Below are 23,654 nucleotides of genomic sequence, written 5' to 3' on the forward strand. Positions count from 1 at the left end.
TCAATGCATTGAAAGGGGCGGCTTTCCCGGTGGAAGGCCGCCCCTTTTTCGTATCAGCGACCCAGGAAGGTCAGGATATCGCTGGTCAGGCGATCGCCATGGGTCACGTTAAGCCCGTGCGGCGCGCCGTCATATTCGACCAACTGCGACTGAGCGATGCCGGCCGCCGCCGCCCGGCCCGCGGCGTCGATCGGCACGGTCTGGTCGCCGGTGCCATGGATGACCAGCGTCGGCACGCGGAATGCGGGCAGGTCGGGACGGAAGTCGGTCTGGCTGAACGACTCCGCACAGGCGAGGGTCGGCTTGAGCCCGGCCTGCATCGCGACATTCGTCGCCCAGTCGAGCACCTCGTCGCTGACCGGGCTAGAGATGTAGCCGACACCGAAGAACTGCTTGAAGAAGGTGTGGCGCAGGAAATGCGCGCGATCGTCTTTCAACCCTTGCGTGATCTGATCGAACACCGACTGTTCGGTGCCATCGGGATTGTCCGGGGTCTTGGCCATATAGGGTACGACCGAGGCGATCAGGCCGGCGGCGATCACGCCCTTGCCATCGTGCCGGCTCATGTAACGCGCGACCTCGCCGCCGCCCATCGAAAAGCCGATGATGGCCGCTTCCTGCGCGCCCGTCGTCTCCAGCACATCGGCCAGATCGTCGGCGAGCGTGTCATAGTCATAGCCCGACCAGGGCTGTCCCGAGCGTCCGAAACCGCGCCGGTCATAAGCGATGGCACGGAAACCGGCCTCCGCCAGCGCCATCATCTGCGCGTCCCACATATCGGCCGACAGCGGCCAGCCGTGCAGCAGAACGACGGGACGCCCTTCGCCCCAGTCCTTGACGTAGATATCGGTACCGTCGCGCGTTTTCAGATAAGGCATGACGCGGCTCCTGAACATGTCGTGAGAGGAGCAGCCTGAACGGGCCGGTTGGCGCACCGTTCCGTTTGTGTGCCGGCTGCACAGCGATGGCTTCAAACCATAACGACAATAAGGCTGAGTGGCGCATTGCCAGCCGCGCGTGATGAAGTCACATTCGCCGCATCCAAGGTTCATGGGAGCTCTATCAAATGCGGGGATGGCGGTTGATGCTGGCGGGGTCGATCCTGGCCGGCCAGCTAATGGCAGGGACGGCAATGGCCCAGGTGAATGCAGTGACCGAGAATGACCCCTATATCTGGCTGGAGGACAAAGATGGCGCGAAGGCGCTCGCCTGGGTCGAGGCGGAGAATGCCAAGACGTTGCCTCGGCTGCAGAATGATCCGCGCTACCAGACCTTCTATCAGGAGGCCCTGGCGATCGCTTCGGCCAAGGACCGCATTCCGATGCCGGGTCAGCTTTACGGCCGCATCGTCAATTTCTGGCGTGATGCCGATCATCCGCAAGGCATCTGGCGCTGGACGAGCGAGGCCGACTATGCCTCCGCCAATCCTCGCTGGACGACGCTGCTCGACCTTGACGCGCTGAGCAAGGCCGAGGGCAAGAAATGGGTGTGGAAGGGGCTGACCTGCCTGAGCCCTGAGGACCGGCTCTGCCTGATCGCGTTGTCGGAGGGGGGCGAGGACGCGATCGAGTATCGCGAATTCGACATGGAGACGGGGGCCTTCGTACCCAATGGCTTCCGCCTGCCGACCTCCAAACAAGGGGCGGCCTGGCTGGACAAGGACACGCTGTTGGTCAGCCGCGACTGGGGTGAGGGCACGCTGACCAAGTCCAGCTACCCCTTCGTCGTGAAGATGGTGAAGCGGGGCCAGCCGCTGGCACAGGCGACCGAGGTTTTCCGCGGTGCGCCGACCGACGAACTCGGTACCTATGCCGGCGTCCTGACCGATGCGAAGGGCAACCGCGCCGTCGTGATCGAGCGCCGTCAGACTTTCTTCGGTGGCAGCAAGCTGTTCTGGACCCCGACGGGCGGGGCCAAACCCATCGCCATGCCGGCACGGGCCTTCGCCTCCGGGATGGTCGATGGCCGTGTGATCTTCCAGACCAGCGACGCCTGGGGCCAGCATCCGGCGGGTTCGGTCGTCTGGGCGCCACTGTCGGAACTGGAAGCCGGCCAGATCACGCCGCGCACCCTGTTCACGCCGACCGATCGCCAGGCGGTCGAGGGTGTGTCGACGACCAAGGATCGCGTCGTCGTCACCTATATCGACAATGTCCGGGGACGCGTGAGCGTGTTTGAGCCGACCGCCAATGGCTGGTCGGCCTCCGCGGTGCAGGTGCCCGATAATATGGCGGTCGATGTAGTCAGCACCAGCGATCGCTCGGATATCGTCTATCTGTCCACATCGGGTTTCACGACCCCGACGGTCTTGTCGCGCCTGGACGCCAGCCGTCCTGCCGCGCCGCACGTGCTGAAGACGCTGCCGGCCCGCTTCGATGCGGCCGGGAGCACCGTCCATCAATATGAGGCGACCTCGACCGACGGGACCAAAATTCCCTACTTCGTCGTGGTGCCCAAGGGCGCGAAGTTGGATGGCACCACACCGACGCTGATGACCGCCTATGGCGGGTTCGAGATTGCGCGCCTGCCCTATTATCTCGGTTCGACTGGCAAGATCTGGACCGAGCGGGGCGGGGCGTTCGTGCTCGCCAATATCCGGGGCGGCGGCGAGTTCGGCCCGAAATGGCATGATGCCGGCCGCAAGACCAAGCGGCAGATCATCTATGACGACTTCGCCTCGGTCGCGAAGGATCTGTTCGCGCGGCACATCACCAATCCGCAGAAGCTGGGCATCTATGGCGGCTCCAATGGCGGCCTGTTGATGGGCGTCGAACTGACCCAGCATCCGGAGCTGTGGAAGGCCGTCACCATCCAGGTGCCGTTGCTCGACATGGTCCGGTACCAGAAGATTGCGGCGGGCGACTCGTGGAAGGATGAATATGGCTCGATCGATGTGCCCGAAGAGGCCGCCTTCCTGCGTAGGATTTCGCCTTATGCGAATATCCGAAAAGGTGTCGCCTATCCCGAGCCTTATATCTGGACGACGACGAAGGACGACCGCGTCGGGCCGCAGCATGCGCGCAAGTTCGCCGCGCGTCTGGCGGAATATGGCATCCCGTACCTCTTCTATGAGGATACGGCGGGCGGCCATTCGGGCGATGCCGACATTGCTCAAGGCGCAAGGCTGAATGCGCAGCAGATGGTGTATTTCGCCCAGAAACTGATGGACTCGCCCACGCGCTGAACGTCGCTGCCGGGTGCGGCCCACTGCACCCGGCATTTTCACCATTGCGCTTTGCGGCGATATTGTTCTTGCTGCGTTGCGGTATGATGGGCAAATGCAGGGCATGACCGATATGTCGACGACCGAGCGCCGTCCGGCTGAGCCGGCGGCGGGCGCTCCCGCCATCATCTTCGAGGCCATCGTGAAGATGCAGGCCGTTTCCGCTATGTATAATCGCGGCGAAGTGGTGCTGGCGCCCCATGTGATCTACACTCGCCACGACGAGCTTTACGTCGACGCGACCACCGTCGAGCGTGACGGCAAGCCGCCGCGCGAAGAGAAGATGGGGACCTTCAAGCTGGCGGGTCTGGGCGCGCTAAGGCTGACCCCACGCCGGTTCACGCTCAGCAGCCTTTTCGAGCGCGACGCCGAGAAATATCAGAATGTGGCATTGATGATGGTCGAACCCGCCTGAGGGATCGAAGCTCGCACCTTCTGCTATAGGGACGGGGCCAGCGATGGCCCCGCCCATTATGTTCAGCGACAGCGTACCTGATTCTGTTCGATCGAACGCCCGGCCAGCGCCCCGCCGGCCGCACCCAATAGGGTCGCGATCGTGCTGCTGCGACCACCGACCAGATTGCCCAGCACGCCACCGGCCGCACCGCCAATAATCAAACCGGTCGTGCCGTCCGACCGCCGGCAATAATAGCGGCCATCCGTCCCGGCATAGACGCGGTCCTGCGGCTGAAGCACCCGCTCGCGATATTGCGGGCCGTCGCGGTAATCGCCGACCGGATCATAATAAGGCTGGTTGTCAGGGCCATAGCCGTCCGCCGGCACTGGGGGTGCGACACGGTAGCCGCCTGGGCCGGCACTAAGCGGGGGCGGGGAGGGGCGATAGCCATCGTCATAGTCCGGTCCCCGGTCTGAATAGCCCCGGCCACGTTCCGCCTGATACCGGTCCACTTCCTGCCGGTAGATTTGATATTCCCGGTCAAAGCGCGCCTGCGCCGCTCGGAAACGCGCATCATCGGCGGCGGTCTGCGCCGTGGCGGGAATGGCGGTTACGGTAACGGCCGTGGCGATTGCGGCGATGGCCAGGCGACGAAAGCCCATCGATTGTTTCTCCAGCGCCCGGACGATCGGGCCATCCGACCGATACGGCCACGAATCGATATGGTTCCTGAACGACGCTGGCTGGTCAGCCGACGCTCTTGGTCACGAAACTGTCCATCACCCGCTTACGCCCCGCCTGCTCGAAATCGATCTCCAGCTTGTTGCCCTCGATCGCGGCGATCGTGCCGTAACCGAACTTCTGGTGGAAGACGCGGTCTCCCACTCCCAGATCGTCACGCCCCTTCTGCCCCAGCCCCACCGAAGGCGCACGCGACTCGACGATGCGCGCAGGCCGCACCGGCAGCCCATTCTGCCCGGCCGCCGCCCGCTGCCAGCCCGGACCCCGCCCGGTGCCGCGCGCAACATTGGCGAAGGGATCGGCATGTTCGGACCAGTTGGCACGCCACAGGCTCTCACCGCCCGTCATGCTCGTCTCGCTATCGATATGCTCGGGCGGCAATTCACCGACAAAACGGCTTGGCAGGCTCGAGGTCCATTGGCCATAGATGCGGCGATTGGCGGCGTGAAGGATGATCGCCTTTCGCCGCGCGCGGGTGATCGCGACATAGGCCAGGCGCCGCTCCTCTTCCAGGCTGCGCGTGCCGCCCTCGTCTATCGCGCGCTGCGAAGGGAACAGGCCTTCTTCCCAGCCGGCAAGGAAGACGGTGTCGAACTCCAGCCCCTTGGCGGCGTGGATCGTCATGATCGTTACCTCGGGTTCGCGCTGATCGCCGTCCCGGTCCATGACGAGCGAAACATGCTCCAGGAAAGCGCCGAGCGACTCATAATCCTCCATCGCCCGGACGAGTTCGGTGAGGTTCTCCAGGCGCCCCGCAGCTTCGGCCGATTTCTCGGCCTGATACATCGCGGTATAGCCGCTTTCGTCCAGCATCTGCCGCGCCAGTTCGGCATGGGGGAGATCGCGCGCCATGTCGCGCCAGCGGGCGATGTCGCCGATCAGATTGCCTAGGCTCCGCCGTGCCTGCGGGGTCAGTTCATCGGTATCGAGGATGCGCGCCGCCGCCAGCGTCAATGGCAGCCCATCGGCGCGGGCCAGTTGATGGATCTTGGCCAGCGCCTTGTCGCCGAGGCCTCGCTTGGGCACGTTGACGATCCGCTCAAAGGCCAGATCGTCCGACGGCTGGTTGACCACGCGAAGGTAGGCGAGCGCGTCGCGGATTTCGGCGCGCTCATAGAAGCGAAAGCCCCCGACGATCCGATAGGGCAATCCTATGGCGATGAAGCGGTCTTCGAACTCGCGCGTCTGGTGTTGCGCGCGGACGAGGATGGCGATGTCGCCATAGGATGTGCCCGAGCGCCGCGCCGCCTCGATCTCCTCGCCCACGCGCCGCGCTTCCTCGGGGCCGTCCCAGACGCCGAGCACCCGGACCTTCTCCCCCACGTCGAGTTCGGTCCAAAGCGTCTTGCCCAGCCGGCCGCCATTATTGGCGATCACGCCCGACGCCGCGCCCAGGATATGCGGGGTGGAGCGGTAATTTTGTTCCAGCCGAATGACCTTGGCGCCCGGAAAATCCCGCTCGAAACGCAGGATATTTTCCACCTGCGCACCCCGCCAGGAATAGATGGACTGGTCGTCGTCGCCGACACAGGCGATGTTCTTGCGTGCCTGCGCCAGCAAGCGCAGCCAGAGATACTGGACGCTGTTGGTGTCCTGATACTCGTCAACCATGATGTAGCGGAAGCGCTGCTGATAATGTTCCAGCACGTCGCGATGCGTCTTCAGGATGGTCAGCATGTGAAGCAGCAGGTCGCCGAAGTCGCAGGCGTTCACGCTGCGCAACCGCTCCTGATATTGACGATAGAGCTCCGCGCCCCGGCCATTGGCGTACCGTTCCGCTTCCCCGGCATCGATATCGGCGGGGACAAGCCCCTTATTCTTCCACTCATCGATCAATCCGCCGAGCGCGCGGGCGGGAAAACGCTTTTCGTCGATATCCGCCGCGACGATCAATTGCTTGAGTAGGCGGAGTTGGTCGTCGGTATCGAGGATGGTGAAGTTGGATTGCAGCCCGACCAGTTCGGCATGCCGGCGCAGCATCTTGGCGCCGATCGCGTGGAAGGTGCCGAGCCATGGCATTCCCTCGACCGCGTCACCGACCAGCCGGCCGACACGCTCGCGCATTTCCCGCGCCGCCTTGTTGGTGAAGGTGACCGACAGGATCTCAGACGGCCAAGCCTTGCGCGTGTAAAGCAGGTGCGCCAGCCGCGCGGTCAGGGCGGCCGTCTTACCCGTACCGGCCCCGGCCAGCACCAACACCGGGCCATCGGTGGTCAATACCGCCTCGCGCTGCGCCGGGTTCAGCGTGCGCAGATAGGGATAATCAGCGAGATTCGCAGGAATGTCAGGAGTCACGGCGGTCATCGCGAACAGTTAGGGAACGTTTGCGGCCGGGGCAACCACCGGTTGTCGCTGCCGCTCATTGCCCCAGCTTGGGACTCGTCACGCCATTGTCGCGCAGCCGTCGCGAAACCGACTTGCGAGGGAGCTATCGGGCCGGCGTGCCGACGAGCGGCGGGGCTGTTGCGACAGGCCCATGTCGCCGTGACAGGCATGATCCGTTGCAGGAGGTTTCCGATGACCAAGTTCATGTCCGCCGCTCTCGCGGCGTCCGTTTTCGTGCCTGCTTTCCTCGGCTCCGCTGTCCCGGCGCAGGCCGAAATGCGTGAGGCCGTCACCGTCTCCGTCCACCACGCCGATCTCGATCTGCGCCAGCCCGAGCAGCGTGCCAAGCTGGATGCCCGTATCCGCCACGCAGCCGCCATCGCATGCGGTCCGATGACCCGTGATCTGCGGATCAACGGTGACATAGCCCGCTGCCGTGCCGAGATGCGCGCCGACAGCGTGGTCAAGATCGCAGCCCTTTCGGCCGCGCCCGTGGCGCTGGCCAGCGCGCGCTGATCAGGACCCGGGATATGGGACGGCGGCACCACGCAGGCCGCCCCAGTCTTGGTTAACGCTGGGGTGGCGTCCCTAACCTGCGTCATCAAAATGTCACGTCCAGGGCGCAACGAGGACCCATCATGACACCATATGCGCTCGCCGGCGGGGAATCCGAATCCCGCGTTCGTGGACCGAGGCTCGATGCGGGTCTTCATCCTTCCGGACGTTGGATTTTTACCGCCTTGCTGGTCGGCGGGCTGGCCTATGCCGGCTATAGCATCGCCACCGACACTGCGAATGTCGGCGAGCCGATGGCGATGGGAGTCTTCGCCTTTCTGGGGCTCGCGCTGCTGATCGCGCTGGGTTTCGAGTTCGTGAACGGCTTCCACGATACCGCCAATGCGGTCGCCACTGTCATCTATACCCATTCGATGCCGGCCCCGCTGGCGGTCGTCTGGTCGGGCTTTTTCAACTTTCTGGGCGTTCTACTGTCGAGCGGCGCGGTCGCCTATTCGATCATCACGCTGCTGCCGATCGACCTGATGCTGCATGTCGGGTCCGCCGGCGGTTTCGCGATGATCTTTGCGCTGCTGCTGGCGGCGGTCCTGTGGAACTTGGCGACCTGGGCGGTGGGCCTGCCCAATTCGTCGAGCCATGCGCTGATCGGCTCGATCCTGGGCGTCGGCCTCGCCAACCAGTTGCTGTCAGGTGCTTCGGGCGTGTCCGGGGTCGATATGGTGCAGGTGAAGAAGGTGCTGTCGGCGCTGCTCTTCAGCCCGGTGGTCGGCTTTATCGGCGCCCTGATGCTGATGCTGATCATGAAGCGCTTCCTGAAGGACGAGCGGCTCTACCGCGAACCCGAGGGCAGTGCGCCGCCGCCGCGCGGCATCCGCGCGCTGCTGATCTTCACTTGCACCGCGGTCAGCTTCGCGCATGGCGGCAATGACGGGCAGAAGGGCATGGGCCTGATCATGCTGATCCTGATCGGCTGCGCGCCCACCGCTTATGCGCTCAACCGCACCTTGCCGGAAAGCGCGATGCCGGCCTTCGTCCAGAGCGCGCAGACGGCCTCCGCCGCCTATGCGGCGCATGGCACCGGCTTCGCCATGCCGACGGAGCGAGCGCGTGATGTCGTGACCCAGGGGCTGCGGACGAAAACGATCGACACGCCGGACGTGTATGAAGGTCTGTCGGTCCTGTCGCGCGACATTGGCGATCGGATCGAGAATTACGGCACGTTCAGCCGCGTGCCGGCCGCCGTCGTGCCCAATATGCGCAACGACATGTACCTCGTCCTCGACACCACGCGGATGGTAGTGAAGGAAGAGGGCGCGAAGAGCCGCTTCACCGCGGCTGAAATCGACTCGCTGGGTTCCTACACCGGTGCCTTGGAGCGGGGTACGCGCTATATCCCGCTATGGGTGAAGGTGACGGTCGCGCTGGCGCTGGGGCTGGGCACGATGGTCGGGTGGCGTCGGATCGTGGTGACGGTGGGCGAGCGGATCGGTAAGACCCATCTGACCTATGGCATGGGCGCATCGGCGGAATTGATGGCGGCTTCGACGATCCTTCTCGCCGAACATTTCGGGGCGCCGGTTTCGACCACCCATATCCTGTCATCGGGTGTCGCGGGCGCGTCAGTCGCCAATGGCGCGGGGCTGCAACGGCGGACCATCCGCAACATGGCACTCGCCTGGATCTTGACCTTGCCGATCGCGATGCTGCTGTCGGGGTTGCTCTATTGGCTGCTGCTGGGGCTGACTCGGGTGCTGGCGGGCTAAATCCGCCGGCCGGATTGAGAGATAGGGGTTTACGGCGGCGGTCCGGTTCTGCACCAGCACCGGCATGACCCATGCCTCCGCCCCGTCGCATCGCCATATCCTCCTCGCCAGCCTGACCGGCACGGCGGTCGAGTTCTATGATTTCTATATCTATGCGACGGCGGCGGCGCTGGTGTTCGGACCGCTTTTCTTCCCGGCGTCTTCACCCACCGCGCAGTTGCTGCTGTCCTATGCGAGCTTCGGCCTGGCCTTTGTCGCGCGCCCCGTCGGCGCGGTCGCCTTCGGGCATTTCGGGGACCGGGTCGGCCGCAAGTCGACGCTGGTTGCCAGCCTGATGCTGATGGGCGGCTCGACCGTCGCGATCGCCTTTCTGCCGACCTATGCGCAGACGGGCTGGATCGCGCCGCTGCTCCTGTGCCTCGCGCGACTGGGGCAGGGACTGGGCCTGGGTGGCGAATGGGGTGGTGCCGCGCTGCTGGCGGTCGAGAATGCCCCGCCGGGACGCCGCAATACCTGGGGCATGTTCCCGCCGCTGGGTGCGCCGGTCGGCTTCATCCTGGCCAATGGCTTTTTCCTGGTCCTGGGCCTGGTATTGACCGACGCGCAATTCCGCGCTTGGGGCTGGCGCCTTCCGTTCCTGGCGAGTTCGGTGCTGGTGCTGCTCGGGCTCTGGGTCCGTCTTCGCCTGACCGAGACGCCTGATTTCGCCGCGGCCAAACAGGCTGAAGCCTTGCCGCGGGTGCCGATCGCGACGCTGTTGACCGGTCACGGTCGTGCGCTGCTGGCCGGTACCGGCGGGGTCATCGCCTGCTTCGCGATCTTCTACCTCGCGACCGCCTTCGCGCTGGGATATGGCACCAGCGCGCTCGGCTATCCGCGCGAGGCGTTTCTGGGCGTGCAGCTCATCGCGATCCTGTTCCTCGCGCTGGGCGTCATCGTGTCGAGCGTCATGGCCGATCGACGCGGGGCGCCCACCATGCTGGCGCTGGGCTTTACGGGATGCGTGCTGGTCGGTCTGGTCATGGGACCGATGCTGGGATCGGGGTCGCTCGGCATCGTCTTTGTCTGGCTGGCGGGGGCGCTGTTCGTGATGGGCTTCGCCTATGGGCCATTGGGTGGCTGGCTACCGGCGCTGTTCCCTGCGGGAGTGCGCTATACCGGCGTGTCGATGACCTTCAACCTGGGCGGTATCATCGGCGGCGCACTTGCCCCCATCGCCGCGCAGGCCTTGACCGAGCGCGGCGGGTTGAACTGGGTCGGCGGCTATCTGGTGGCCGCCGGGTTGCTGAGTTTGGCCGGACTGGCGCTGATGCGCGGGCGGAGCGTGGCTCAGCCCTGACGCAACAGGGTCAGCCGTGCCTTGCCGTGCACGCGGGAGGTGTCGACGACGAAGCCAGCGACCGACACCTCTTCCTGCTTGGCGGTTTCGATGCTGATCCAACTACCAGCACCTATCCAGCCGAGCCGCGCCAGCTTGTCGAGCGCCACACTGCCCGCGCCGGTTCCGTAGGGCGGGTCCATCAGGACGACGTCAAGCGGCTGGCGAGCCGGCCCCAGCGCCATTACCGACGTCGCGCGGACATCGCCCTTGGCGCCCAGCTTCTCCAGATTGGCACGCAGCGCGTCGAGCGCATTGCGATCCTGCTCGACGAACAGGCAAGAGCCCGCACCGCGCGACAAGGCCTCGATCCCCAACGCCCCCGAGCCCGCGAAGAAATCGCCGACTGCCAGCCCCTCGAAATCGCCCAGCCGTGCCGCCAGCATCGAAAACAGGGCTTCGCGCGTGCGATCCGCCGTTGGACGGGTCACGTCACCCTTGGGAGCCACCAGTGGACGACCGCGCCATGTTCCGGCGATCACCCGCATCAGCGCTGCCCTCCCGGGCGGCCGGGACGCGAACCCCCGCCCGGGCGTCCGCCACGGCCTCCGGGAGCCGGACCCGGGCGTCCGCCACGGCCTCCGGGAGCCGGACGACCGCTGCGAGCCGATGGTGCGCCATCCGGCCGACCGGGACGGGGGGGACGCTTGCCCTCTGGCTTGGAGCGTTCGCCAACGCCCGATCGGAATTTTGCTTCGGTCGCTGGGCGTTCGCTCCGGTCGCCAGACCGGGGGGCGCGCTTTCCGGTCGGTCTGGACCGTTCGCCGCCGCTTGGCCGGAATTGGGCATCGGCAGAGGGGCGTTCCCCACGGTCGGTAGACCGCGCGGTGCGCGGGGCAGCGGGCCTTTGCCGATCACCACCTGGACCGGCCGCTCGCCGTTTCGCATCGGATTGCGGACGATCACGGCCATCGCTCGGCCGCCGGTCCTGCGCGGCGGGGCGATCCGGACGATCGGTCTTGGCACGTGTCGGTGGCGTGCGAAAACCCGCTCGCGGGCTGGGCCGGACAGCATCCGCAGGGATACCGCCGAGCAACGTCTTGCGGAACTCAACGATCGCCGCGCCCTTCACCTCGCCGATCTCGCCCACCGGCAGATCGCCAAGCACGAAGGGGCCATAGCGCAACCGGATCAGTCGGCTGACCTGAAGCCCCAGATATTCGAGTACGCGGCGAACTTCGCGGTTCTTGCCCTCGCGCAGCGTCAGCTCGATCCAGACATTGGCGCCCGTCCGCCGCTCCAGATTGGCGTCGATCTGGCCATAGCGGATGCCATCGATCTCGATGCCGTGGATCAGCTCTTCAAGCTGCGCCTGGGTGATGTCGCCATAGGCCCGCGCGCGATAGGTGCGCTCGACACCGGTCGCGGGCAGTTCCAACTGGCGCTTGAACCCGCCATCGGTGGTCAGCAGCAACAGCCCCTCGGTATTGAGATCGAGCCGCCCGACCGGCATCAGTCGCGGCAATCCCTCGGGCAGGCGATCATAGATGGTCGGTCGGCCTTTGGGATCGCGTTCGGTGACCAGCAGCCCGTTGGGCTTGTTGTACAGGAAGAGGCGCGTGGGCTCGGGCGCGTCGACGGGATTACCGTCGACGGTGACCCCGTCGAGCGAGCTGAGCAGCGTGGCGGGCGTGTCGATGGTCGTGCCGTTCAGCGCGATCCGCCCCTCGGCAATCATGCGCTCCACTTCCCGGCGCGAGGCGACGCCCGCTCTTGCCAACAGCTTCGCGATACGATGTTCTGATGTCATATCGGGCCCTGATACATAGGGTGGGGGCCAAAGGAAAATAATTGCATCGTTTCGTCGCGACGAAGCGTTACCCGCTTATAGCAGGTGGGCAGGACGGACCGGGAACAGAATGAGACTCTTCGGGCGAAAGAAGCGGCGGCTGGTCAAGCTGTTGGTGGTCGAAGACGAACCGTTGGTCGCGTTCGACACGGAGCACGTCCTTACCGACGCGGAATTCGAGGTGGTCGCGACGGTCGACCGGGTCAGCAAGGCGGTGGCGCTGATTGAGGGGGGCGAGGCGATCGACCTTGTCCTTGCCGATGTCCGCCTGGCGGATGGCAGCGGGTTGGACGTGGCGCGTGCTGCGCGCAGTCGGGACATTCCGGTGCTGTTCCTGACGGGCACCTTGCCGCCCGAAGCGGACGGTCTGGCCGAAGGGGTGCTGATGAAGCCCTATGGTCCGCGCGACCTGCTCGGCGCGATCGCGGTCATTGAAGAAAAGCGCACCGGCAAGGCGCCCGGTCGCCTCCCATCCGGCTTTCGCTTGTTCGCCGGCGCCTGATCGCGACGTTGCTCCTGGGGACGAAGGCCTTTACGGTCGCGTCTTTGCGTCGGAGTGGGTCGGAATATGGCGAGTGGTCGGTGGGTTGATGGCGTTCGGCCCTATATCGAGCCGGCACCGCTCGCCTCGCTCGCCCTGGGCATATCATCGGCCTTTCCGCTGACCATGATCAACGCCACGCTGTCCAGCCGGTTGGCGGAAGCGGGGATTGAGAAGAAGAGCGTTACCGCCTTCGCGCTCGTCATCCTGGCCTATAATTTCAAATGGCTCTGGGCCTGGATCGTGGAGGGGGTGAAGATTCCGCTCCTCCATCGGTTTGGGCAGCGTGTATCCTGGCTGCTGGTGATCGCGGTCATCGTCTGTCTGGCGGCCGCTGGCCTCGGCCTGTCCGATCCTCGCATATCTTTGGCGCAAACCGCCCTGGCGGCGATCGCGCTGGGCGTGGCGGGAGCGACCTTCGACATCGTCATCGACGCCTATCGCATCGAATTGCTCGAGCCACGGCAATTGGGTGTCGGCGCCGGCATGGGCCAATATGGCTGGCGGATCGGATCGGCACTGGTGGCCTCGCTCTCGCTGGTGATCGCGACCCGCGCCGGCTGGAGCGTCGCTTATCTGGTAAGTTGCGCCTTTGCCTTGCCGGCCGTGCTGACCGCCTTCATCATGGGCGAACCCGCACGCCACAGCGAGATCACCGCCAAGCGCCCGACCGAAGGCGTGGTTCGCGCGATCGTTGGCCCCTTTGCCGAGTTCTTCCGCCGCCAAGGTGCCGTGATCGTGCTGGCCTTCATTCTGGTGCACAAGATCGGCGATACGCTCGCAAACCTGACCTTCCGGCTGCTCTTCAATGATCTGGGATTCAGCAAGGACGAGATCGCGCTTTACGATGTCGGCGTCGGCTTCTGGGCGCTGCTGGTCGGGGTCTTCGTCGGCGGTGTGCTCTATGCACGGCTTGGCATGAAACGCTCGGTCATGATCAGCCTGATCCTGATGGCGGTATCGAACCTGTCCTTTGCCGGGCTGGCGGGGGCGGGCCATTCCAATCTGGGGATGGCCGGCGCCATCGGGTTCGAAAATTTCGCCAGCGGCATCGGTGGCGTGACGGTGGTCGCCTATTTCTCCGCCCTGACCGACCTGCGCTTCACCGCTGCGCAATATGCGATGATTTCGGCCGCCGCGAGCGTGGTGGGCCGCATCCTGAGCGGCACGACGGCGGGCGCGCTGGTCGAACGTTTCGGCTATGTCGACTTCTATTTGCTGACCACCGTGGTGGCGATGCCGGGTGTCATCCTGTTCTGGTGGATGGCGCGGTCGGGGCTGGTCGACCGCTCGATCGGGAGCGCGGGCATCGCTGGTGAGGGCGACGCCCGGAGTGGCGATCCGATCAAAAGCTGATCGGACGCCCTTCGTCCGCGAACGCCGCGCTGACCGCCGCGGCGCTCGCCAGTACGCCATCCACCCGCCGGACGCCGAGCAGGTCGCTCATCAGGAAATGCGCCTTGCCCGGCGCCATCTCCATCTGCGCGAGGATCGTCATCAGCGCCGCCTCCGCCACCGTCATGCGCGCGCAGCAGCAGGGCGCGATCGCGATCTGGCCCGAGGCATGCGACGCCAGATCGGCCATCAACGTTCGCATCAGGATCAATGGACGCCGGAAATCCTGCCCGAACACCGTAAATAGGGTATGCGCCGCGCGCGCGTCAGCCAGCCCATGCGCCCCCATTCGCCGAATGGCGAACAGCGCGATCCGTGCATGGGGGCAGGCCGGCAGAACGTGCGGCAGGGCAGTGGCGAGGGTGGTCGTTTCGGCCATCGGCGGGACTCCGTGATTACCCCGCTCATGCTAAACACACGCTATTGATAGTCAATCGCAAATAATGGGCGATGGAAGTGCATCTCGTCGCATCACTGCGGCAATTCGTCATTCTCTTCCAGCACTTGGCCGGCAAGGTAGAGCGAGCCGGCGATCAGCACCTTGGCCGGTTGGCCGAAATGCGCCGCGATCCGGGCAAGGGCGTCGCTTGGTCCCTGCGCCGCGACGGCCCGATATCCCAAGCCGCGCGCCTGCTCGGCCAGTTCCTCCGGCGCGTGGCAGGCATGATGAGGGACGGGCAGGGTGACCACCAGATCGACCATCGCCCCCAGCCGGCTCAGGACGGGCGCGGCTTCCTTGTTGGCGAGCATGCCCAGGACCAGCGCCGAAGGGCCTTCCTCCCGCCAATGCGCCATCGTTCGGGCCACGGGAACGGCCGCCGAAGGATTATGGGCGCCGTCCAGCCAGCACTGGCTGCCCGCCGGCAGATAACGGGTCAGCGGCCCGTCTCCCAAGGCCTGCATCCGTGCAGGCCAATGGGCATGATGCGCGGCGACTTGGAGGGCTTCATCCGGAATGGACAGCACCGACTGATGCCGGATCATCGCAACCGCGAGTGCCAGATTGCGGGATTGATGCGCGCCGACAAGGCCGGGGCGGGGAAGCTCCAACGTCCCGCGTTCGTCCCGATAGACCACACGGCCGCCGCGCGTTTCACTGTGCCATGCTTGTCCCCGTGCGAAGATGGGTGCGCCTGCGGCATCGGCGGCCCGCGCGATCGCCTCCCGCAAGGGGCGGGCATAGTCCATCGTGACCAGCGGCACGCCCAGCTTGGCAATGCCCGCCTTTTCCCGCGCGATACCGGTCAGGCTACGCCCGAGAAACGCTTCATGGTCGATTCCGAGCGCGGCGATCCCGCAAATGGCGGGAGCGCGCAGGATGTTGGTGGCATCCAATCGGCCGCCCAGCCCGACCTCGATAATGGTGGCCGCCGCCGGATTGCGCGCGAAGGCCAGGAAGGCCGCAGCCGTCGTCACCTCGAAAAAGCTCGCGCCCAGCCCCTCAGCATGGTTCAGCACCTCGTCGAGTATCGCGGCCAGCGCCGCGTCGTCGATCAGGCGCCCGGCAATACGGATGCGCTCGTTGAAGCGAACGAGATGCGGGCTGGAATAGACATGGACGTCATGGCCGGCCGCCTCGATTGCGGCGCGGAGAAAGGCGCAGGTCGATCCCTTGCCGTTGGTGCCGGCCACGTGAAAGACGGGCGGCATATCGTTCTGCGGATCGCCCAGCCGGGCGAGCAGTTGCGTGATCCGCTCCAGCCCCAGCACATCGGCGCCCGGCGATAGCGACCAGAGACGATCGAGTTGCGCCTGAACGGCCGGGTCTTGGGAACGGGCATGATCGGGCATCTACCGAACTCTCCGGGGCTGGACGGAAAAGAGGCGGGCCTCTCGGCCCGCCCCTCTAATGCGATCGACGGAAAAAGGCGACGGCTCAGGCCGCCTGACGCGATGCCGTCAGATAGCCGATCACGGTCGCCAGCCGCTCGCGCAGGTCGTGGCGATGCACGACCATGTCGAGCATCCCGTGGTCGAGATAATATTCCGAGGTCTGGAAATCCTCGGGCAACTTTTCGCGGATCGTGCTTTCGATCACGCGGCGGCCGGTAAAGGCCAAGGTCGCCTTGGGCTCGGCGATCTGCACATCGCCCAGCATCGCATAGGCCGCCATGACGCCACCCGAGGTCGGATCGGTCAGCACGACGATATAGGGCAGGCCCGCGTCATGCAGCATCTGGATCGCGACGGTGGTGCGCGGCATCTGCATCAGGCTGAGAATACCCTCCTGCATCCGCGCGCCGCCCGAGGCGGTGAAGATGACATAGGGGCATTTGTCCGCAATCGCTGCCTCGACACCGCGCACGAATGCCTCGCCCACCGCCAGGCCCATCGATCCGCCCATGAAGGCAAAGTCCTGCACGCCGACCACGACTTTGTGGCCCAGGATGGTACCACGGGCGTTGACCAGGGCATCGGTCTCGGCCGCGTTGACGCGGGCGGCCTTCAGGCGATCGGCATAGCGCTTGGAGTCGCGGAACTTTAACGGATCTTCCGGCACCTTTGGCGCGGGAAGTTCGGAGCAACTGCCCTCGTCCAGCAGATGGCGGAACCGCACCTTGGGGCCGATGCGGTCGTGATGATCGCATTTCGGGCAGACGTTCAGATTGTCTTCCAGCTCCTTGGTGAAGACCATCTGACCGCATCCCTTGCACTTGTGCCAGAGATTGTCGGGCGTCTCCTTCTTGACGACGAAGGGAATGACGTTGCGGACGCTGTTAAGCCAGCTCATGCGAGTTCCTTGCGTGCATCGGCCAGCGCCGACGACAGAGTTTCAATATAGGCGCGAACGGGCGCGGGGGCATTGGCCCCATGTTCGCCGACCAGATCGACAATGGCGGAGCCGACCACGACGCCATCGGCCACCCGGCCGATCGCCGCCGCCTGTTCGGGCGTACGCACGCCGAAACCAACTGCCACCGGGAGATTCGTCGCCGCCTTCAGCCGCGCGACCGCATCCTCGATCGAGGATTGCGCGGCCTGCTGCTGGCCGGTAATGCCCGCCACCGACACATAATAGAGGAATCCGTCGGCCCCCGTCAAAATCGTAGGCAGGCGCACGGCATCGCTGGTCGGCGTGGCGAGCCGGATCGAGGCGACGCCCTTGTCACGCAGCGCGACGCCCAGCGCATCGTCTTCTTCGGCAGGAACGTCGACGCAGATCACGCCATCGACCCCCGCCTCGGCGGCGGCGGCGGCGAACCATTCGGGTCCGCGCACCGTCATCGGATTGGCATAGCCCATCAAGACCAGCGGCACGTCCGGATGCCGCGCGCGGAAGGAGCTGGCGATCGAAAGCACATCGGTGGTGCGGGTGCCGGCGCCCAAGCTGCGGATATTGGCTTTCTGGATCGCAGGGCCATCGGCCATCGGATCGGTGAAGGGCATTCCGAGTTCGATCACGTCCGCGCCACCCGCGACCAGCGCGTCGAGGATCGCGGCGGTAGCGCTCGGAGTCGGATCGCCCGCCGTCACGAAGGTCACGAGCGCCGCACGACCGGCCTGCGCGCACTGCGCAAAACTGTCGGCAATGCGGCTCACATCTTCACTCCCATGGCGTCGGCGACGGTGAAGATGTCCTTGTCCCCCCGGCCCGAGATGTTGACAAGCGCGATCTGATTGCGCTCCATCGTCGGCGCGCGGCGGATCAGCCCGGCCAGCGCATGCGCGCTCTCCAGCGCGGGGATGATCCCCTCGATCTTGCTGCACAACTGGAAGGCGTCGAGCGCCTCGGTATCGGTGATGCCCTCATAGACAACCCGGCCGGTGTCGTTCAGCCAGCTATGTTCGGGGCCGATACCGGGATAGTCGAGGCCCGCCGAGATCGAATGCGCCTCGGTGATCTGGCCGTCCTCATCTTGCAGCAGATAGGTCTTGTTGCCGTGCAGGATGCCCGGCTTGCCACCGGTGAGGCTGGCGGCGTGCTGGGTGGTCGACAGGCCATGGCCCGCCGCCTCGATGCCCAGCATCTGGACATCGGGATCGTCGAGGAAGGGGTGGAACAGACCGATCGCGTTCGATCCGCCGCCGACCGCCGCCACGAGCAGATCGGGCAGGCGACCCTCGGCCTCCAGCAGCTGCGCGCGCGATTCGGTGCCGATCACCGACTGGAAATCGCGCACCATCTCCGGATAGGGATGCGGCCCGGCAGCGGTGCCGATGATGTAGAAGGTGTCGTGGACGTTCGCGACCCAGTCGCGCAGCGCCTCGTTCATCGCATCCTTCAGCGTCTGCGCACCCGACGTCACCGAACGGACTTCGGCGCCGAGCAGCTTCATGCGGAACACGTTGGGCGCCTGACGCTCGATATCGCGCGCGCCCATGAAGATGGTGCAGGGCAGGCCGAAGCGCGCCGCCACCGTCGCGGTTGCCACGCCATGCTGGCCGGCGCCCGTCTCGGCGATGATCCGCGTCTTGCCCATCCGCTTGGCCAGCAGGATCTGGCCGATGCAGTTGTTGATCTTGTGCGCACCGGTGTGGTTCAGTTCCTCGCGCTTGAAATACACCTTGGGACCCTTGCCCTCCGGCGCATTCTGGCGAAGCATTTCGGTCATCCGCTCGGCGAAATACATCGGGCTCGGGCGTCCGACATAATGGGTCATCAGCCCGTCGAACTCAGCCTTGAACGCCGGATCGACCTGCGCCGCGCGATATTCGCGCTCAAGGTCGAGAATGAGCGGCATCAGCGTCTCGGCGACGTAGCGGCCGCCATAATCACCGAAATGGCCGCGCTCGTCGGGCTGGGCGCGGAAGGAGTTGGGGGCGTTCATGTCACTTCCCTTGGGCGTTGGCAGAGGCGAGCCCTGCAAACGATCCTGTCACTGATTTGTCGCAACGGCTTTAAGGAACGTCGCGATCTTGTCCATATCCTTGACGCCGGGCGCACGCTCGACACCGGAGGATACATCGACCAGCGGCGCGCCGGTACGACGGATCGCCTCGCCGACATTCTCCGCATCGAGCCCACCGGACAATGCCCAGCGCAGCGGGTGACGAACCCCGTCGAGCAGGCTCCAGTCGAAGCGCAGTCCCATGCCTCCGGGAAGCGAGGCCTCATCCGGCGTCTTGGCATCATAGAGGATCAGCGTGGCGGCACCGGCATAGTCGCGCGCCTTCTCCACATCGTCGCGGACCTTGACCGCCACGGCGGCCCAGACCTCGCGGTCGAACTTGGCGCGGATCGCGGCGACGCGGGCGGGCGCAGTGCGATGAAGCTGGATCGCGTCCAGCATCCCCGCCCGCATGGCCGCTTCCAGCAACTGGTCGTCGGGATCGACGAACACGCCCACCCGCCGGACATGATCGGGCACGCGGCTCGCCAACCCCGCCGCCGCATCGAAGGTCAGATGGCGGGGCGAAGCGGGAAAGAAGACAAAGCCGACATGGCTCGCCCCCCCGCCCAGCGCAGCGTCGAGGGTGGCGGGTGTGGTCAATCCGCAGATCTTGGCGGTGGTGGACATGGTCGTTTCCCGAATGGGAGGAATCGAAAAACGGGTCAGAGCGTGGCGGCGATCGCGCGTGCCGCCGCGTCGGGATCTTCCGCCTGGGTGATCGGGCGGCCGATGACCAGGATCGAGGCACCGGCATCGATCGCCGCACGCGGCGTCACCACGCGCTTCTGATCGCCGACAACGCCATCCGCCGGACGGACGCCGGGGACGACGAAGAAACCCTTGGGCCACGCCTTCTTGACAGCCGCGACCTCTTCGCCCGAGCAGACGATGCCGTCGACCCCGGCTTCCGCCGCAAGATCGGCCAGCCGGCGGACATGGTCGGCGGGTGCGCCGATCACGCCGGTGTCCGACAGGTCGGATGCATCCAGGCTGGTCAGCATCGTCACCGCCACCACCTTGGTCCCGATCGGTGCCGCCGCCTTGGCATCCTCCAGCATCGCGCGACCGCCGCTGGCATGAACGGTCAGGATGGCGGGGGCGAGAGGGCCAAGCGCCTGCACCGCCTTGGCGACGGTATTGGGAATGTCATGCAGCTTCAGGTCGAGGAAGATCGGCAGGCCGATATGCGCCATTTCCCGAACCCCGGCCGCACCATGGGCGCAGAAGAATTCGAGGCCGAGTTTCAGCCCACCGGCATGATGCCGAACCTTTTGCGCCAGCGCCTGTGCGCGGGCCAGATCAGGGGTATCGATCGCGACATAGATGCGATTGCTCATCGGTTCAGACCGTCGGCTGGGTAGTGGTGGTGGACAGGGGCATGGGCTCGGCGGTGGCGGTGGCCAGCGCGCGTTCGGTGGCGCTCAGCCGCTGGCGCAAACGCCACCGGGCGGCATGCTGCCAGATCAGGGTCGGGATCAGGCCCAGCAGGAAGGTCATGAACAGCAGCAGCGGCAGATTGACGTCCGCGACCAGCCCGCCAACCAGCCGGATCGGCACGGTCGTCCAGTTCCCCAGCGTAAAGGCCGCCGCCAGAAAGGCGAGCAGGCACCAGAACAGCATTTTCAGGAACTGCATGGGCTTCTCCGCGTCATCCCGCCGGCATCGTCCCCATGGACGGCCGGCCATCGCTTGCTTGGGCGGGGTCTAGCGGTGTTGGCCGGGCATGACCAGCCTTCAGCCAATCTCACCCCGAAGCGAGGCGATTAGCGGCCCGATGGCGGTCAATCGGGGTTCTTCCTCGTCCAGGATAGCCAAGAAGGCGCGCCGCTTGAACGCGGCGACCCGGCCGGGCTTCATACGGATTGTCGCGGGCAGGGTGGAGATGGTGATGTCGATCATCCGCTCCGCCCCGTGCAGGCGGCCCCAGAGATAATCATTCTCGCGGTAGCTTCGGCTGAAGAACGCACCGAAGGTCAGGAACTGGATACCTTTTAGAGTCGCCTCTGCTCCCCCTGCGCGAATGGCGGTCGCATCGTCGGGGGCGATGCGATCGACCTTGATCGGGTCGAACTCGTCCAGCCCTTCGCCTTGCAGCAGGGGCAGGGTCGCGACATCGAAATAGGGAAAGCCAAGATAAGTCAGTAGCAGGGCGCGGCGCGCGGCACGGGGCAGGCCAGCAAAGGCCATGGCGAGCCGTGCATCGGTCTCTCCGTCCAGCGTCACCAGATCGAGCCGAGCCTCCAGCCGATCGAGCAGTTCCGCCCCATCATCGCGCGCCGCCTGGATATCGGCGGCCAGCTCGACATGAGCGCTGCCATGTTGTCGCTCCAGAAAGGCGGCGAGCGATTCGTAAAGGGCATCGCGGATCGGTGCCAATTCAGCCTCGCTATGGTCGGCTTCCAACTCGGTCAGCCGCCGGGCCAGATGCCTTAGCCGCCGGATCCGATAGCCAAGGTCGAAGGCCCGCAGGAAAGCACGGGCACCAACGCTCGAGCCCCCGGTAAAGCTGATCGCATCGCCCGCCAGACTGCGGGCGGCCATGGTGCGTTCGATCATCGCGCGCAGGCGGGTTCTGCGTTGCTGGCCATCCTCGCCCGCCGCCTCGGCAAACAGCGTCGCCATGGCGTCGATGACATTGGCGAGCTTCAAATGACCATAAGCGGCATAGCTGAACCCGGCCTTGGCCGCGGCCGCGGCTTGCGCCCGCACGCGCCAGGATGCCAGTCGCGCGGCGGTGGGGCGATCTAGGAAGAAGGTGCCACCGAAAAGCTGCTCGATCTCCTGCTCGACCTCTTCGCGGATCGCGGCGACGATCGACTGCATCCGGTCGATCCGACCCGATCGCGCGGCGATGGCTTCCAGATTGTCGCGGATCGGCTGTTGCCGGGGCAATTCGCTGACCGCGCCAATGATCGTCTGGAAAAAGCCGGGATGGCCACCACCACCGGGGAGGCGGAAATGCATCCCCGGAAAGGGGTCGATATAAACGAAGCGGCGATCGACCTGCCGCCGGGCAGGTCGCCGGCCGAGCGCATCGATCGCCGGGCGGAAAGGCGCGTTCACCAGCACCGATCCGTCGATCAGCACCGCCTTGTCCGCCGCACCCGCCGCATGATGACGGGGCAGGACCCGGCGGAGAAAGGCGTCTCGTCCCTCCCATGGCTGCTCGCGCGTTGCCAGCACCCGATCCAGCTCGCCGACAGTGAAGGGCGGGAAGGCGCCGGGAAAGCTGGAAGTCGCACGCGCCGCGAAGACCAGTTCGGGCACTTCGGCCAGCGATCCGTCCCCGTTATCGGTGAAATCGACGACCATGCGATGCTCGGTCTCCACCACCTCGCCGGGCGAATGGAGCCGCAACCGTTGCGGCTGGCCGGTGAAATCGGTGACGGTGACGAACAGATCGAGCGGCTGGCCGGGCGGCAAGAGGCGTTTGCCCGCCGGGGCCGCCGCCATCCGGTCAAAGGCGTCCAGCAATCGCCAGGTGAAATCATCGGCGGCGAAGGGCGGTTCGAACCAGCGCGAGCGGACGAGATGGCCGACCTTGCGCCGCACTTCCTCGCGCGTTTCTTCATCAAGCGCGGCAACCTTTTCACCGCTGCGTCCCGCCGCCATCCAGGCGATCGGCATGGCCCACATCTTGGAAAAGCGGGTGGTGGGCGCCGCTTCGGGTGCGATCAGCGATTCGATATCGGCGGCGTCGAGCCACAAGTCTGTCAGCGGATCGAGCGACTGGCCGGTAGACAGGGCATGGCCCAGAAAGATGCCGTTGATCCCCCCGGCGCTCGCTCCGGCAATGATGTCGGCGAGCACGCGGACGCGCACGCCGCCGCGCGTCGCCATCTCCTCCAACAGATCGTGATAAACCGCATCGACGGCGGAAGCAGGCGGATCGCCCTCATGCGACGCACGGCTGGCGCGGACCACCCGCCAGATTTCCTTGGTGATGCCGTGCATGTAGACGGCCAAGCTGATCCCACCATAGCAGACCAGCGCCAGCCGTAATTCCTTTTCGCGCATCAATGCCGTCCGATCTTCGCCCAGATGGGTAGATGATCCGATGCCTTGCGCGACGTGGCGGAGGCATGAACGCCGCAGGCCATGACGCGCAATTCCGGCGACACCATGATGCGATCGAGCCGGCCGATCGGGCGGCGCGCGTGAAAGCTCGGCCCCGTATCAGCAAAGGTGAAGTCCCGCGCGAAATCGCGCAGGCAACCGGCACCGCGCGTCCATTCGTTCAGATCGCCCATCATCACGGTGGGATGCTGATGAAGACAACTGGCCAAATGCGACAGGATCGCGCCCGCCTGGCGCCGCCGCCACAGCCCCGACAAATCGAGATGCATGCCGACGATCCGCAATATGCCGGCATCGGTGCTCAGATCGGCCATCACCGCGCCGCGCGGTTCCAGTGAGGGAAGGTGGATCGCCTCGAAATCCAGCACCCGGGTCGATTTGCGCACCAAGAGGGTATTGCCGTGCCAGCCGAGCGACCGCGCCTTCATCCCATAGATGATCGGCTTCCAGTCGCTATGATCCTCGATCAGATGAAGCGGCAGCACGCCTTCGCGTTCGCCGAAGCGGCGATCGGCTTCCTGCAAGGCGACGATATCGGCATCGACCTCACGCAATACATCCAGGATACGATCGGGATTGCGCCGCCGGTCGGCGCCGATGCCCTTGCGAATATTGTAGCTGGCAACCTTGATCATTCCGCCACTGAAACGCAGCGATGGGGTTTTAGTGCCACCTGG

The 23,654-nt window shown here is 65.5% G+C and carries 22 protein-coding genes; 7 read left to right on the forward strand and 15 right to left on the reverse strand.

What is annotated here, in order from left to right; genetic code table 11:
- Nucleotides 1-53: 53 nt before the first annotated feature.
- Nucleotides 54-878: an alpha/beta fold hydrolase gene (locus SP6_RS05060; protein WP_007403623.1), complete on the reverse strand. Its 825-nt coding sequence runs from the start codon at nucleotides 876-878 to the stop codon at nucleotides 54-56.
- 188 nt (nucleotides 879-1,066) lie between these two features.
- Here SP6_RS05060 and SP6_RS05065 point away from each other — a divergent pair, with 188 nt between their 5' ends.
- Nucleotides 1,067-3,184 (forward strand): prolyl oligopeptidase family serine peptidase, encoded by a 2,118-nt coding sequence (locus tag SP6_RS05065; protein WP_007403393.1) that lies wholly within the window; start codon nucleotides 1,067-1,069, stop codon nucleotides 3,182-3,184.
- A gap of 94 nt (nucleotides 3,185-3,278) precedes the next feature.
- Nucleotides 3,279-3,638, forward strand: coding sequence for a hypothetical protein (locus SP6_RS05070; protein WP_007403305.1), 360 nt, complete (start codon nucleotides 3,279-3,281; stop codon nucleotides 3,636-3,638).
- A gap of 62 nt (nucleotides 3,639-3,700) precedes the next feature.
- Here SP6_RS05070 and SP6_RS05075 read toward each other — a convergent pair whose 3' ends face one another.
- Entirely contained in the window at nucleotides 3,701-4,282 is a 582-nt protein-coding gene (locus SP6_RS05075; RefSeq protein ID WP_007403524.1) for a glycine zipper 2TM domain-containing protein, read from the reverse strand.
- Nucleotides 4,283-4,367: 85 nt separating this feature from the next.
- A complete protein-coding gene (locus SP6_RS05080) occupies nucleotides 4,368-6,665 on the reverse strand; it encodes an ATP-dependent helicase (protein WP_007403210.1) in 2,298 nt (765 codons plus the stop codon).
- Nucleotides 6,666-6,878: 213 nt separating this feature from the next.
- On the opposite strand from SP6_RS05080, the gene SP6_RS05085 reads away from it, so the two are divergent.
- The 3 genes from SP6_RS05085 to SP6_RS05095 all read left to right on the forward strand — a co-directional run bounded on the left by SP6_RS05085 (nucleotide 6,879) and on the right by SP6_RS05095 (nucleotide 10,304).
- Nucleotides 6,879-7,202: a UrcA family protein gene (locus tag SP6_RS05085; protein WP_007403434.1), complete on the forward strand. Its 324-nt coding sequence runs from the start codon at nucleotides 6,879-6,881 to the stop codon at nucleotides 7,200-7,202.
- A 122-nt stretch (nucleotides 7,203-7,324) separates the two neighbouring features.
- On the forward strand, nucleotides 7,325-8,965 hold the full coding sequence (locus SP6_RS05090; RefSeq protein ID WP_042468633.1) for an inorganic phosphate transporter: 1,641 nt from the start codon (nucleotides 7,325-7,327) through the stop codon (nucleotides 8,963-8,965).
- Between the two features lie 64 nt (nucleotides 8,966-9,029).
- Nucleotides 9,030-10,304, forward strand: a complete 1,275-nt coding sequence (locus SP6_RS05095; RefSeq protein ID WP_007403622.1) for an MFS transporter — start codon at nucleotides 9,030-9,032, stop codon at nucleotides 10,302-10,304.
- Here the strand turns inward: SP6_RS05095 and rsmD are convergent.
- Both rsmD and SP6_RS21600 read right to left on the reverse strand, forming a co-directional pair.
- Nucleotides 10,295-10,831 (reverse strand): 16S rRNA (guanine(966)-N(2))-methyltransferase RsmD, encoded by a 537-nt coding sequence (rsmD, locus tag SP6_RS05100; protein WP_007403592.1) that lies wholly within the window; start codon nucleotides 10,829-10,831, stop codon nucleotides 10,295-10,297. The two genes, SP6_RS05095 and rsmD, sit on opposite strands and share 10 nt — an antisense overlap.
- Entirely contained in the window at nucleotides 10,831-12,093 is a 1,263-nt protein-coding gene (locus tag SP6_RS21600; protein ID WP_007403577.1) for a pseudouridine synthase, read from the reverse strand. The genes rsmD and SP6_RS21600 overlap by 1 nt, the downstream gene beginning before the upstream one ends.
- 109 nt (nucleotides 12,094-12,202) lie before the next feature.
- On the opposite strand from SP6_RS21600, the gene SP6_RS05110 reads away from it, so the two are divergent.
- On the forward strand, nucleotides 12,203-12,634 hold the full coding sequence (locus tag SP6_RS05110) for a response regulator (protein WP_037567527.1): 432 nt from the start codon (nucleotides 12,203-12,205) through the stop codon (nucleotides 12,632-12,634).
- Nucleotides 12,635-12,700: 66 nt separating this feature from the next.
- Nucleotides 12,701-14,029 (forward strand): AmpG family muropeptide MFS transporter, encoded by a 1,329-nt coding sequence (locus SP6_RS05115; protein WP_007403467.1) that lies wholly within the window; start codon nucleotides 12,701-12,703, stop codon nucleotides 14,027-14,029.
- On the opposite strand, the gene SP6_RS05120 is transcribed toward SP6_RS05115, so the two are convergent.
- The 10 genes from SP6_RS05120 to SP6_RS05165 all read right to left on the reverse strand — a co-directional run bounded on the left by SP6_RS05120 (nucleotide 14,019) and on the right by SP6_RS05165 (nucleotide 23,612).
- A complete protein-coding gene (locus SP6_RS05120; protein ID WP_007403292.1) occupies nucleotides 14,019-14,447 on the reverse strand; it encodes a DUF6628 family protein in 429 nt (142 codons plus the stop codon). The two genes, SP6_RS05115 and SP6_RS05120, sit on opposite strands and share 11 nt — an antisense overlap.
- Before the next feature lie 92 nt (nucleotides 14,448-14,539).
- Nucleotides 14,540-15,859 (reverse strand): bifunctional folylpolyglutamate synthase/dihydrofolate synthase, encoded by a 1,320-nt coding sequence (locus SP6_RS05125; protein WP_007403234.1) that lies wholly within the window; start codon nucleotides 15,857-15,859, stop codon nucleotides 14,540-14,542.
- A gap of 85 nt (nucleotides 15,860-15,944) precedes the next feature.
- Complete coding sequence (accD, locus tag SP6_RS05130; RefSeq protein WP_007403603.1) at nucleotides 15,945-16,799, reverse strand: acetyl-CoA carboxylase, carboxyltransferase subunit beta; 855 nt, start codon at nucleotides 16,797-16,799, stop codon at nucleotides 15,945-15,947.
- Nucleotides 16,796-17,608, reverse strand: coding sequence for a tryptophan synthase subunit alpha (gene trpA, locus SP6_RS05135; protein ID WP_007403570.1), 813 nt, complete (start codon nucleotides 17,606-17,608; stop codon nucleotides 16,796-16,798). Before trpA ends, accD begins: the two co-directional genes overlap by 4 nt.
- Nucleotides 17,605-18,837, reverse strand: coding sequence for a tryptophan synthase subunit beta (trpB, locus tag SP6_RS05140; RefSeq protein ID WP_007403436.1), 1,233 nt, complete (start codon nucleotides 18,835-18,837; stop codon nucleotides 17,605-17,607). The genes trpA and trpB overlap by 4 nt, the downstream gene beginning before the upstream one ends.
- A 48-nt stretch (nucleotides 18,838-18,885) precedes the next feature.
- Nucleotides 18,886-19,527 carry a phosphoribosylanthranilate isomerase gene (locus tag SP6_RS05145; protein WP_007403326.1) on the reverse strand — a complete coding sequence of 214 codons (642 nt, stop codon included), beginning with the start codon at nucleotides 19,525-19,527 and terminating at the stop codon, nucleotides 18,886-18,888.
- Between the two features lie 35 nt (nucleotides 19,528-19,562).
- Nucleotides 19,563-20,237 carry an orotidine-5'-phosphate decarboxylase gene (gene pyrF / locus SP6_RS05150; RefSeq protein WP_007403275.1) on the reverse strand — a complete coding sequence of 225 codons (675 nt, stop codon included), beginning with the start codon at nucleotides 20,235-20,237 and terminating at the stop codon, nucleotides 19,563-19,565.
- A 4-nt stretch (nucleotides 20,238-20,241) separates the two neighbouring features.
- On the reverse strand, nucleotides 20,242-20,535 hold the full coding sequence (locus tag SP6_RS05155; RefSeq protein ID WP_007403488.1) for a DUF1049 domain-containing protein: 294 nt from the start codon (nucleotides 20,533-20,535) through the stop codon (nucleotides 20,242-20,244).
- Nucleotides 20,536-20,634: 99 nt separating this feature from the next.
- A complete protein-coding gene (locus SP6_RS05160; RefSeq protein ID WP_007403401.1) occupies nucleotides 20,635-22,917 on the reverse strand; it encodes a patatin-like protein in 2,283 nt (760 codons plus the stop codon).
- Nucleotides 22,917-23,612 (reverse strand): endonuclease/exonuclease/phosphatase family protein, encoded by a 696-nt coding sequence (locus SP6_RS05165; RefSeq protein ID WP_007403256.1) that lies wholly within the window; start codon nucleotides 23,610-23,612, stop codon nucleotides 22,917-22,919. The genes SP6_RS05160 and SP6_RS05165 overlap by 1 nt, the downstream gene beginning before the upstream one ends.
- Between the last annotated feature and the right edge of the window lie 42 nt (nucleotides 23,613-23,654).

It is taken from the genome of Sphingomonas paucimobilis NBRC 13935 (genome assembly GCF_000739895.2).
Classification (GTDB): Bacteria; Pseudomonadota; Alphaproteobacteria; order Sphingomonadales; family Sphingomonadaceae; genus Sphingomonas; species Sphingomonas paucimobilis.